Raw genomic sequence first — 12,033 nt, 5'->3', positions numbered from 1 at the left:
GGATTCTTACACAGCCACTGGATCGGTCAACTGATCCTTAACTGATCGGCATTACATCTATAGGGTGATTTTATTTTTGCCAGGCGATTTTGAGTGATCGTACTCACGAATTCTCATTTTTCTGCAAGAGTTCAAAGAAAGTTAAACGCAGGCAATGTATGTTACGCGTTTTAAAGGGAAGTGTGGTTTGCGGGTATGTACGATTTTAATCTGGTGTTGCTGCTGCTTCAGCAGATGTGCGTTTTTTTAGTCATTGCGTGGTTAATGAGTAAAACGCCATTATTCATACCGTTAATGCAGGTCACGGTTCGTCTGCCGCATAAATTTCTCTGCTACATCGTCTTTTCCATCTTCTGCATCATGGGCACCTGGTTTGGGTTGCACATTGACGATTCTATTGCCAATACCCGTGCGATAGGCGCGGTAATGGGCGGCTTACTCGGCGGTCCGGTCGTCGGTGGGCTGGTTGGTCTGACCGGCGGCTTACATCGATATTCGATGGGGGGCATGACCGCGCTAAGTTGCATGATCTCAACCATCGTTGAAGGATTGCTCGGCGGCCTGGTACACAGCATCCTGATCCGTCGCGGGCGCACTGATAAAGTCTTTAACCCCATTACCGCCGGTGCCGTCACGTTCGTCGCTGAAATGGTGCAAATGCTGATCATCCTTGCGATCGCCCGACCTTATGAAGATGCGGTGCGTCTGGTGAGTAATATTGCTGCGCCAATGATGGTCACCAATACCGTCGGCGCGGCGCTGTTTATGCGTATATTGCTCGATAAACGCGCGATGTTTGAAAAATACACTTCGGCTTTTTCTGCCACTGCGCTGAAAGTGGCAGCCTCGACGGAAGGCATTTTGCGACAGGGGTTTAACGAAGTGAACAGCATGAAAGTGGCTCAGGTGCTGTATCAGGAGCTGGATATTGGTGCAGTCGCGATTACCGATCGAGAGAAATTGCTGGCCTTTACCGGAATTGGTGACGACCACCATTTACCCGGCAAACCGATTTCTTCGACTTACACCTTAAAAGCGATTGAAACCGGTGAAGTGGTCTACGCTGATGGCAACGAAGTACCTTATCGTTGCTCTTTGCATCCGCAATGCAAACTGGGGTCGACGCTGGTAATTCCGTTGCGTGGCGAAAATCAGCGCGTGATGGGCACCATCAAATTGTATGAAGCCAAAAACCGTTTATTCAGTTCAATAAACCGCACGCTGGGCGAAGGGATTGCGCAACTGCTTTCGGCGCAGATTCTTGCCGGGCAATATGAGCGGCAAAAAGCGATGCTCACCCAGTCAGAAATCAAACTGCTTCACGCCCAGGTGAATCCTCATTTTTTGTTTAATGCGCTTAACACCATTAAAGCGGTGATCCGCCGCGACAGCGAACAGGCCAGCCAGCTGGTGCAGTATCTTTCCACTTTTTTCCGCAAAAACTTAAAGCGGCCTTCGGAGTTTGTTACTCTCGCCGACGAAATTGAACATGTGAACGCTTATCTGCAAATTGAAAAGGCGCGCTTCCAGTCGCGGTTGCAGGTCAACATTGCTATTCCGCAAGAATTATCCCAGCAGCAATTGCCCGCGTTTACCCTGCAACCGATAGTGGAAAACGCCATTAAACATGGGACATCACAACTGCTGGATACAGGGCGAGTGGCAATCAGAGCCCGACGTGAGGGGCAACATTTGATGCTGGAGATCGAAGACAATGCCGGTTTGTATCAACCGGTAACCAATGCCTGTGGGCTGGGGATGAATCTGGTGGATAAGCGTTTACGTGAACGGTTTGGCGATGACTATGGAATAAGCGTCGCCTGTGAGCCTGATAGTTACACCCGAATAACGTTACGACTACCATGGAGGGACGAGGCATGATTAAAGTCTTAATTGTCGATGATGAACCGTTAGCACGGGAGAACCTGCGTATATTTTTGCAGGAGCAGAGCGATATTGAAATCGTTGGAGAGTGTTCAAACGCCGTGGAAGGGATCGGCGCGGTGCATAAACTGCGCCCGGATGTGCTGTTTCTCGATATCCAGATGCCGCGCATCAGTGGTCTGGAAATGGTGGGGATGCTTGACCCGGAACATCGCCCGTATATTGTTTTTCTCACTGCGTTTGACGAATACGCTATTAAAGCCTTTGAAGAACATGCCTTTGATTATCTGCTGAAGCCAATTGATGAAGCGCGACTGGAGAAAACGCTGGCGCGATTGCGTCAGGAGCGCAGCAAGCAGGATGTTTCGCTGTTACCGGAAAATCAACAGGCGCTGAAATTTATCCCTTGTACGGGGCATAGTCGGATTTATTTGCTGCAAATGAAAGATGTGGCATTTGTCAGCAGTCGGATGAGCGGTGTCTACGTTACCAGCCACGAAGGGAAAGAGGGCTTTACCGAATTGACATTACGTACCCTGGAAAGTCGTACACCACTACTGCGCTGCCATCGTCAGTATCTGGTTAACCTCGCGCATTTACAGGAGATTCGTCTGGAAGATAACGGCCAGGCCGAGTTGATTTTGCGTAATGGCTTAACCGTGCCGGTCAGCCGCCGTTATCTGAAAAGCTTAAAAGAGGCGATTGGCCTGTAAAAGACTGCTAAAATGGCTTTTTGCCTCATCAACACCTGAAGGCCTCATGCTAAGTAACGATATTCTGCGCAGCGTGCGCTACATTTTGAAAGCCAATAATAATGACCTGGTGCGTATTCTGGCGCTGGATAATGTCGAAGCCACCGCGGAACAGATCGCCGTCTGGCTACGTAAAGAAGACGAAGAGGGTTTTCAGCGTTGTCCGGACATTGTTTTGTCGTCATTCCTCAATGGCCTGATTTATGAAAAACGCGGCAAGGATGAGTCTGCTCCGGCACTGGAGCCGGAACGTCGCATTAATAACAACATCGTGCTGAAAAAATTACGCATCGCGTTTTCGCTGAAAACCGATGACATTCTGGCTATCCTCACCGAACAGCAGTTCCGCGTTTCGATGCCGGAAATTACAGCGATGATGCGCGCACCGGATCATAAAAACTTCCGCGAATGCAGCGATCAATTTTTACGTTATTTTCTGCGTGGACTGGCAGCGCGCCAGCATGTGAAGAAAAGCTAAGACGGGTATGGCGGCCATGCGAAACATGGCCGCCGACAGATTATTTCACTTCTTTAAAACCAGCGGCTTTCATCACCAGTTCCATTTGCGCCATAGTGATACCTTTTTTGGCATCTTCAGCAGAAACGTTGATTCCTGAAATACCCTGCAGGGCTTTAAAATCCACTTTTTCCATATCGATAGTCACGTTTTCCTGCGCGTAGGTATCGGTATAGGTTGATTTTTCTTCAACACCCGCGATGTTTTTGTATTTGGCGCTTAACGGCTCAAGTGTCTTGGCAGCATCTTCTTTGGTGGTTGCACCAATGGAGGCAAATTGAATTTTGGTTTCAGAAGATTGCTTAAGCACCTTGTCACCTTTGTAGACATAGGTAATGGCAATTTCAGTGCCGTTCAGATTGGCGCTGAATTTCTTCGATTCTTCTTTGTCACCGCAGCCAGCAAGAGAGAAAACCAGAACAGATGCAACAACGAGGGAAAACAGCTTATTGAAAGCCTTCATGTAAAACTCCATTTTATTTAATCAAGAAACTGGTGACTCTCACCAGGGGCTATATAGGATATGCCTAATACCGTGGCGTGAGCAGTCCGGAACTGGAGTAGAACTCTTAGTAAAAAGCACTATTTCATCCTTGTTGCTGAAGCATGGGGAATAATTGTTCGCAAAGCAAAACACCGTTATTCATTGCTTCTACCCGTGCCTCGCTTTCTGTATTACGAAATTGTGCCAACACATGTGCCAGCCGATAAAAACCCACCGCGGTGAGGTCATTCGCCAGCAACTCTGCCTGACTAATAGCGCTCTGTTCCTGATAGCGCCAGCCGTTATGGAGCAGTTGAATAAGTAACGCCTGGCAGCGCATCAGCAACTGATGAGCAGTAGACGGCACAGGCAGAACGCTGGCAGAAGGTAGTGATACCACCACAGGCGCAGTTTCTGCGTCCAGCGCCCAGGCACGAGTCTTTGTCATCATTACCTGTGGTTCCAGTGTCAATTGCCCATCAACAAAACTGACAAAGCCAGAAACCAGACACACGGGGTCGTCTGTTTGTTGCAAAAGCGCCGCCATGCGTTCAACGGCATAAGGCGCGCTGGCTGAGGCTGGCAGTGATAACGTCAGCAGATTATCTTCACCTTCGCCGCTGATTACCTGCGCATCCAGCGTCTGGCGGCTGCTATCCCAACCGAGCGAAATACACTCAGCGACCGGCAGAATAAATAAGTTATCGACCTGATTAAGAGGCCGTATGCAGGCGGGGGGACGCTGGCGTAAATATTCCCGCAAAGCCACAATGCCCGGCTGGCGTAACGGCGCGCTCAACATTTGCCAGGCATCAGGCGACAGCGGTACAACGCTGCTTAAGCGGTTGCGGGTAGCTAACAGCAGCTCGCCATCGGCACTGCGTTTTGCTGCTTGTGAAACAATTTGCCCACCCGCCAGTGCGCCAGCCTGAAAACTAAACAGCCGACGCGTAGCTGCCGGTGAGTCTTCCTGTTTACTTCGCGGCCAACTGCGCGAAAGGTGCAAAATACTGCCGGTGTCGGGATCGGTAAACCAGATGCGTAAACCATAATGCTCAATATCCTGCCAGCAACGCATACCTAAAGACACCAGCCGCAGATGATCAAGCTTTGCTTCTCCGGCAATGCCAGAGCCAACGACCGTGCGCCACGGCACAGGAGGAACTTCACCAACACTGTCGCTCCGGGCCATCTCTTGTGCGCAATTTAATCGACTGTTTAATGCCGCAAGCTGACGTAAGCATTCTCCGGCATTATAGTGGCTGGCGCGGGCGTGGAAGGCATCAACGCTGGCGCGCAGTTGCCGTAGCGATTCACTCACCCATCGCCAGCTGCAGCGTTCCGCTGCTTGCTGCGCGCGGCTGAAAGCGGCCTCGTAGTGAATAAGCGGCTGGCTGATGCCGCTCAGCCATAATGCCCGGCTTAGTTGTTGAACATATTGACGACACGTTTTGCCTTCTTCGCTGGCAAACGGATCGTCAGATGATGTGACGTGTTCGCTGCGCATCTGCCAGATTAAATGAGTCAATTCCGCTTGCTGCGCTTTTGCCTGGACAAAGGCCTGTACTGCCAGTACGACATGTTCGCAAAGTGTGCCTTCAATACAATCACAACGGGCGAAACGAATACTGCTGCGGGAATAAAAACGCACATCGGTAAGCGGGCAGAGGGAATTTCACCCGGCGCACAGAACAACTCAATGGTGATGCTTTTAGCGACCAGCGCCTGTGCGCGTTTGCGGGTGGCATCGGGAAGGGTAGCCAGTTCTTCCAGCCAGATTGCCGGATCCCATTCCTCTTCTTTTCCCGTAGGCTGGGCGGTAGCACAAAGTCGTTGATAACTTAACACCAGCATCACGTGATGACGGCACATGCCGCTGGCCCCACAGGTGCACTGAGCCTCTTTCAGTGCCTGGCCGTTCGCCAGCTGGGTACGGACACCGTCACTGAAGGTGGCGATTAAAGCGCTGTTCTCATGGCTGATTTCAGGGACGTTGCCATTTTCCAGTTCCTTAAGGCTGCGCTTAACAAAACCGGCATTGCTTAACGCCGTCAGTGCCTGCGGTGTCAGTTCTAATAATTCCGGACGTAGTGAATTCATGACTGAAGATTCTCCGCAAGCCATGATGCCAGCTCGCCCGGTGTCATGGCGGCTATTTGTGCGCCGACACTAACCAGCGCCTGGACCGTATCGCGGTCATAGCAAGGTGTTGCTGTGCTATCGAGCGCTGCCAGTCCCAGCACTTTGATGCCGCTCTGGACACACTTTTTCACTTGGTGCGTCAGCAATGATGATGAACCCCCTTCATAAAAATCGCTCACGAGGATAATGACGCTTTTTGCAGGTTGTTCAATAAGTTGCCGACCATACTCCATGGCACTGGCGATATTGGTTCCGCCGCCTAATTGCACTTTCATTAATAACTCTACCGGATCGGCAACGTCTGCCGTGAGATCAACGACGCTTGTGTCAAACGCCACCAGATTGGGACGAATGCCGGGTAACTGCCATAAACAGGCCGCCATCACCGCAGAGTGGATCACCGAATCGACCATCGATCCGCTTTGATCAACCAGTAAGACCAGTTGCCATTGCTCGCTTTGGCGTTTAATGCGGCTGTTAAAGCGGGGGAATTCGATATACAACTTGCCGTGTTGCGGGTGCCAGTGTTGCAGGTTGGCGCGCAGAGTACTTTTGAAATCAAAGTTTCGCGCCAGTGGAATAAATGAGCGGCGACGACGATCGCGGACACCAGAAAAAGCCTGACGAACTTCCTTTGCCAGTCGCGCCATAATTTCTTCCACAACCTGGCGCACAATCCTGCGGGCGGCAGCCAGTACTTCGGGGTTCATCAGATGTTTGGTGTGCAAAACGGCGCGTAGCAGGCTTTCGGAAGGCTGCATACGTTCCAGCACGTCGAGATTTGTCACCACATCTTCAATGCCGTAGCGCAGTACGGCATCGCTTTCCAGCCGCTCAATCACCTGTTGCGGAAACAGCGTGTGAATACTGTTGATCCACTCAGGAGTGGTGAGATTTGAGCCACCTAATCCACTAGAGCGTTCACCACGCTGGAGCCGTTCAGGATCGCGCCCATACAGCCACTCCAGCGCGTGATCTATCTGCCGGGCGTTGTCATCCAGCCCACAAAGCGTCGTTTCTGCCGCTTCGCCAAGAATTAATCGCCAGCGTTGTAGCTCACGGGTGGTCAGAAGATCGTTCAGTTCAGACATGGAAAACTCCCCAGTGTTGCAGCGATGCCAGTGCCTGCTGTTCGAGTTGTTGATGATGTGCAATGGCTTGCGGTGGACAATGCAACGGCATTTGCAGTGCCGAAACGGGAAGTTGCGCCAGTTGATAATGCTCAAGCACCTGATGCGCCAGCGTCCCGCGTTCTCGTGGCGGTAGCCAGGCCATTGCCGCGCGTAAATCGGGCAGGGCATTGGTAAAATCGGCATCACTTAGTTGATTTAAATGACTGCTGAAACCGGCGATAAATGCCGGCTGACAGGCCAGTTGATGACGGGCTAATGCCAGCAAACCGTGCAGCGCCTCGCCGGATTGTGCCGGGGATAACTGCGCCAGCATCGTCAGCGCCGCTTCGGCACTAGCGTTGGGATGTTCCAGACGCATCAGCGCACCAAGAGTCGCGCCGCGATCCAGTGCCAGGACATGAATCGCCTGACTGTGTCGCTCCAGCAAGGCTACCGCCGCAGAAAGCGAAACGCCGGGGAGTTGCACACCGCTATGTAGATCGCGCAGGATATGACACAACGCTTGCCAGCTATGCAAGTGAGCGTGAAACTCCTTTTCATCCGGTCTGCCGTTGGATTCACACAGCCACAGCGTGCGATCGATAGCCGCGCATAACGTCGTTTGTAATATCTGCGCGCCTTGCATACCGCTAATTTCATCCAGCCGCCATAAGGCATATAGCACTTCCAGCGCCTGGCCCATTTCGGCAAATTGATTTTCCTGGGCGATTAATAATGTGAGTTGCTCCAGTAATTGTTGACTGAAGGACGCCAGACCCGCTGACGCCGCCTGGCTAAGACATGTGGTAATGCTGCCGATTCCACCCGCGTCCAGCATATCGGCTTCTAATTTATGGCGTGCGGCTTCCTGGAGTGTGGCACCAAAGCAGGCGGCCTCAATCAATGCCGCATGCTGGCTAAGCGGGCGGGTTAATTTCCAGCGTTCTTCACCGTTGCCTGCAAGTGTCAGTGTGCTTCCCTGCTGGCGTACAATCCCTGGGATCTCCAGTATTGCCAGCCGATGTAACACCTGACTTTGCGCTAGTCCATTGGGGTTAAAGCGATTTAAGGTAAGCTCCGCCGGAAGAGAGATTGCGGTACGTTCCAGTTCGCAAGTGACATCTTTTGGCAGAGGCGGTTGTGGCGTAGAAGGGGCAAGTTTACCGAATCCGTCACCCGCTAATGTGTCTATCAACGTTAGCAGAATCGGATCGGTATCGGGATGAATAACGCCGCGATAGCTCCACGGCAACGGCGCATTCAGGGCTTCTTTAATCAGCGATCCTGCTATGGCATCCAGCCAGTCAGTGCGTAACGGTAGTGTATGACCGCGCAACTGTGCCAGTGCCATCGCATGCAGATGAGCGGCAGCCATATCCGCGGTCGAAGCAGGCAACTTGTGCTGGCGCAAACGGGTGAGAACCGTTTTTAGCAGTTGTTCTCCCGCCTGCTGTAAGCCCCACTGCCAGCACCAGTTTTGCCAGACCGGGGCAGGCATTCCTGAAAGGTATCCTGCCAGCACATCAAGGCGCTTTTCACTGTAGGGGGTGAGATAACAACCTGTAACGGCATCTGCCAGCGACGGCAATTCTGGCGTGTTAATTACCTGCGGACATTCGCGCCACATTTTTGCCAGTGCCGGAGCGTGCCAGCCACCGCAGACAACTAACACGTCGCCATTATTTTGCTGCATCGCCCATCCAATCCAGCGGGCCATAAAGGCTTCGCGCTGACGATTGAGAGCATCGCCGGGGGAGTCGCCCCGCAGTTGGGCAAAATAGTGCGCCAGTGCAGAGGGTAATGCAGTTTGCTGGCTTTCATCTTCGAACAAGTGATCCCACAGGGTGTCGCTGTTATCCATGCGGGTGGCACGCAGCAGCAAGGTCTGGCTTTCCTCTTGCGTATCAGGCGAATCGTCCTCTTCTTCACTCTGCGCCCAGCAAGGCAAATCGATGAAGTAAGTTTGTGCCTGAATACGACGATCGGCTTGTAGCGCCTGCCACTCCGGCGAAAATTCAGCAAATGGCGTCCAGGCACCACGCCCGGGGGCTGCACCGTCCTGATACTGGCAATAACTGTAAATAGCTACCGGAAGCTGGTGGGCTAAAAACAGTTCGTCTACCCGGTCATTAAAATCAGCCGGGCCTTCAATCAACACGTATCGTGGCCGCTGGCTTTCGATTAACGATTTCACCAGCCGGGCGCAGGCCGGACTATGATGCCGGATGCCGACAATTAACGGCTCGCTCATGCATCTTTCCTCACGGCAGGCGGTGGCGGGCTTGATAATAAGCCTGCCAGTGAGCTTCTTTATGTGTGGCGACACGCTGTTCGAAGTAACGGCGCAGACGAGCGCGATCTTCTTCGTTATCTTTGACGATGGTTCCGGCAATGCAGTCCACCAGGTCGGCTGGCTCACCTGCGCGATTCGCTAAAAACCAGGCGCGGACGCCTACGGCGTGGGCCACGTTCACGGCTTCAGCGGTGGACATAATCGCTGTTAGTGTATCCATTGACGTTTTCTTTTCGCCGTTGGCACGCAGATCGCGGAAGGTGCGGACCAGTAACTCCAGTACCGCGTCAGGCACTTTATGCGGAATACCGCTATGGGCCAGCAAACGCGCCGAAGCACTGGCGACAAGCTCCAGCTCCTGGGCGAAATCCATAATCGGAAAGACAGTTTCAAAATCGAAGCGACGCTTTAGCGCAGCACTCATTTCATTGACGCCGCGATCGCGGGTATTGGCAGTGGCAATAATATTAAAGCCTTCTCGCGCATAGAGCTGACTGGCTTCACCAGTGAGTTCCGGCACCGTCATCACCCTGTCAGAAAGCATACCTAACAGACAGTCTTGCACTTCCAGCGGTGTACGCGTTATCTCTTCAAAACGGACGATTTTGCCGTCGCGCATTCCCTGGTAAAGCGGGGCAGGGACCAGCGCTTCCGTTGATGGACCATGATTGATAAGCAGGGCGTAGTTCCAGCCGTACTTGATTTGATCTTCGGTAGTAGATGCGCCGCCCTGGATGGTTAACCCGGCATCGCCGCTAATAGAGGTTGTCAGTAATTCAGACAGGAGAGATTTTGCGGTGCCAGGTTCCCCCACCAACATCAAACCGCGTCCGGTGGCAAGAGTGACTAACATACGTTCGACAGCGGAGGGACTAATCACCACTTTACGGCTAATATTTTGCGCGCTATCGCCAAGGATAAAAGCACGGGCCGCAGGCAAACTTAACTGCCAACCGGGCGGGCAAGGTGCGTTATCATTTTGTTTTAATTTTGCCAGTTCATCGGCGTATAACACAGCAGCAGGCGGACGCTGCAGATGATTATTCTGCGGTGACATATATTCATCCCTGAAATGTAGTAATGAAATAAACGATATTTTACGCGCAATAAATGTTTGGCGCATTAGTTGTTTGAGCGAAAAATATCTGGAAAGCAGATCACAGTAAATAAAAAAACCTGCTGGTGAGGCAGGTTCTTTTATTTACTATTTTCAGGCCTAACACCACTGCCTGTGCAACATCGTGTTCCAACGAACGAATTATAACCACCTCTGGACAGTGTTGCAATTAAGATAATGAGATTTATAATCCTGACTGTTGGGAAGTTGCGCCGGATCGAACCCATTTCAAGTCCTGGCTACCGGACGGGTGGTGCCGCAGGTAGTGCTCTGATCCGGAGTGCAACATGGCGACTCAACAAACGTAAACCAGTATCGACAGGCAGTGTAAGGGTAAGGTGCTGGTGTTGTGCTCCTTAATAAGGAGAGCGGATGGACACGCTGACACAAAAGTTAACCGTGCTCATTGCTGTACTGGAGCTATTAGTGGCTCTGTTACGGTTGATTGATTTGTTGAAGTAACGGGCAAATTGAAACGCATCTAAGGGGGAATACCGTTCCCCCCTTTAATAAAGCTATACTCGTCATACTTCAAGTTGCATGTGCTGCGACTTGAATTATCTAGAGTATATAATTCTATTTGTTGGTTGAATATATTCTGTAGTTTACAATTAAAAATTACTATTACAGGTTCAGGTGATTCGCCTCGTAATTTTTGCTCATCAATAAACTCATCTCTTATATAAATCAACGCATCATTTATTAGCGGGTCAACATCCTCTCGATCACGTTGATGAAATGTTGGACGTAGCCGGAACCGTTCCAGTCGGTAGACGGAACCTGTAAATAATTCAGAGCATTTATGGATCTCAAGTCTGAAGGAAAACGGATCTTCAGGTACAGGGACCTCATAATCGTAAATAGCAACCAGCTCTTTTTGCACGATCATCGCTTTCCCCGCTGGTAAGTCGTGTAGATAACGGGCAGTCGCATCACTGCCCGCTTTGTTTTAATGGAAAATGACGTCAGGTGCGCTTAACGCCTCACTCAAATCAAACACATCAAGTTCGGCAAAAGTGACGGATTTATTGTCACGGTACACTCGAAGAGAACGGAAGCTCATTAGCGCTTTGCTATCAACATTGTAGTGGTTAAAACCGGGTGAAAACTTAAGGACCAGCCGGTACTCACCCAGGTCATAGACAAATGCGTCCTCATAACCTGACTCCCAGCCTTTGTATCGCATTCCCATAAGTTGCCCAACGGTAGCGGATTTACCTTCCCAGCGAGTCAGGCTGTTACTGGTTGACTCGTCAGGTGTGAGCAGCACCGTGCGGCGCGACAACTGGCGAAAAGGCGGCATAATTTCGTAATCGGCAAAAAGCTGTGCAAATTCACTGCGCATTTCTGCTGTCATTTCTAACGGGTGGGCAATGCCAATCAGAGCGTCCGCAGGCAGGTCAATTGGCTCATCTTGCGCATTGCAGAACTCCCCCTCTGCGGCCACACGAAAGGCGTTGAGTAAACGACGCGGTTCATTTGCCGGATAACCCCCCATATTAATCGCTGGGTAACCAGACGGGTAAAGGGATGATTAACAAACAGAGAATGAAAATCTGCCAGCGACCAGCGTCGGGTGGTACGTAGGGCAGCTTCAAGACGCGGGAGCAGGTTTTTGCTCACCTGAGTAGCATCTTTTTTTAACCCTTTTAGTCGGGCCAGTGCCTCGGGCGCTTTCAGTTGATCGTCATCGGCGCGCAACCGGGGAACACTTTTCTGGCGAACGTTTTGC

8 protein-coding genes and 2 pseudogenes are annotated in these 12,033 nt (G+C 51.5%); 3 read left to right on the top strand and 7 right to left on the bottom strand.

Features of this window, described 5'->3' with window-relative positions; all coding sequences use genetic code 11:
* The first annotated feature begins 195 nt into the window (after positions 1-195).
* The 3 genes from btsS to ACUU1M_RS15630 are packed head-to-tail and all read left to right on the top strand — an operon-like array spanning position 196 to position 3,114.
* Complete coding sequence (btsS, locus tag ACUU1M_RS15640) at positions 196-1,881, top strand: two-component regulatory system sensor histidine kinase BtsS (protein ID WP_005075771.1); 1,686 nt, start codon at positions 196-198, stop codon at positions 1,879-1,881.
* Positions 1,878-2,597, top strand: a complete 720-nt coding sequence (gene btsR, locus ACUU1M_RS15635; RefSeq protein WP_005048999.1) for a two-component system response regulator BtsR — start codon at positions 1,878-1,880, stop codon at positions 2,595-2,597. The genes btsS and btsR overlap by 4 nt, the downstream gene beginning before the upstream one ends.
* Positions 2,598-2,643: 46 nt before the next feature.
* Positions 2,644-3,114, top strand: a complete 471-nt coding sequence (locus ACUU1M_RS15630; protein WP_005075769.1) for a YehS family protein — start codon at positions 2,644-2,646, stop codon at positions 3,112-3,114.
* Between the two features lie 40 nt (positions 3,115-3,154).
* Here ACUU1M_RS15630 and ACUU1M_RS15625 read toward each other — a convergent pair whose 3' ends face one another.
* The 7 genes and pseudogenes from ACUU1M_RS15625 to ACUU1M_RS15595 all read right to left on the bottom strand — a co-directional run.
* A complete protein-coding gene (locus ACUU1M_RS15625) occupies positions 3,155-3,616 on the bottom strand; it encodes a YehR family lipoprotein (RefSeq protein ID WP_005049020.1) in 462 nt (153 codons plus the stop codon).
* Positions 3,617-3,740: 124 nt separating this feature from the next.
* A pseudogene (locus ACUU1M_RS15620) lies at positions 3,741-5,737 on the bottom strand (SWIM zinc finger family protein).
* Positions 5,734-6,870 (bottom strand): VWA domain-containing protein, encoded by a 1,137-nt coding sequence (locus ACUU1M_RS15615; RefSeq protein WP_152029008.1) that lies wholly within the window; start codon positions 6,868-6,870, stop codon positions 5,734-5,736. The pseudogene ACUU1M_RS15620 and the gene ACUU1M_RS15615 overlap by 4 nt, the downstream one beginning before the upstream one ends.
* The gene (locus tag ACUU1M_RS15610; RefSeq protein WP_001294429.1) at positions 6,863-9,142 is read right to left on the bottom strand and encodes a DUF5682 family protein; all 2,280 of its coding nucleotides are present in this window, start codon (positions 9,140-9,142) and stop codon (positions 6,863-6,865) included. Before ACUU1M_RS15610 ends, ACUU1M_RS15615 begins: the two co-directional genes overlap by 8 nt.
* A gap of 10 nt (positions 9,143-9,152) precedes the next feature.
* Positions 9,153-10,241 carry an ATP-binding protein gene (locus tag ACUU1M_RS15605; RefSeq protein WP_005075761.1) on the bottom strand — a complete coding sequence of 363 codons (1,089 nt, stop codon included), beginning with the start codon at positions 10,239-10,241 and terminating at the stop codon, positions 9,153-9,155.
* A 541-nt stretch (positions 10,242-10,782) separates the two neighbouring features.
* The gene (locus ACUU1M_RS15600) at positions 10,783-11,190 is read right to left on the bottom strand and encodes a hypothetical protein (RefSeq protein ID WP_000636931.1); all 408 of its coding nucleotides are present in this window, start codon (positions 11,188-11,190) and stop codon (positions 10,783-10,785) included.
* A gap of 60 nt (positions 11,191-11,250) precedes the next feature.
* Positions 11,251-12,033: pseudogene (locus ACUU1M_RS15595) on the bottom strand (DUF4132 domain-containing protein); the annotation flags it as partial.

The sequence above is a fragment of the Shigella sp. SIG6 genome (assembly GCF_053555815.1).
Note: the sequence above shows the minus strand (reverse complement) of the source record. Positions and strands in the feature narration are given on the sequence as shown.

Excerpts from the sequence above, each read along its gene's own strand:
- btsS (WP_005075771.1), top strand. The coding sequence starts at position 196 with ATGTACGATTTTAATCTGGTGTTGCTGCTGCTTCAGCAGATGTGCGTT.
- btsR (WP_005048999.1), top strand. The coding sequence starts at position 1,878 with ATGATTAAAGTCTTAATTGTCGATGATGAACCGTTAGCACGGGAGAAC.
- ACUU1M_RS15630 (WP_005075769.1), top strand. The coding sequence starts at position 2,644 with ATGCTAAGTAACGATATTCTGCGCAGCGTGCGCTACATTTTGAAAGCC.
- ACUU1M_RS15625 (WP_005049020.1), bottom strand. The coding sequence starts at position 3,616 with ATGAAGGCTTTCAATAAGCTGTTTTCCCTCGTTGTTGCATCTGTTCTG.
- ACUU1M_RS15615 (WP_152029008.1), bottom strand. The coding sequence starts at position 6,870 with ATGTCTGAACTGAACGATCTTCTGACCACCCGTGAGCTACAACGCTGG.
- ACUU1M_RS15610 (WP_001294429.1), bottom strand. The coding sequence starts at position 9,142 with ATGAGCGAGCCGTTAATTGTCGGCATCCGGCATCATAGTCCGGCCTGC.
- ACUU1M_RS15605 (WP_005075761.1), bottom strand. The coding sequence starts at position 10,241 with ATGTCACCGCAGAATAATCATCTGCAGCGTCCGCCTGCTGCTGTGTTA.
- ACUU1M_RS15600 (WP_000636931.1), bottom strand. The coding sequence starts at position 11,190 with ATGATCGTGCAAAAAGAGCTGGTTGCTATTTACGATTATGAGGTCCCT.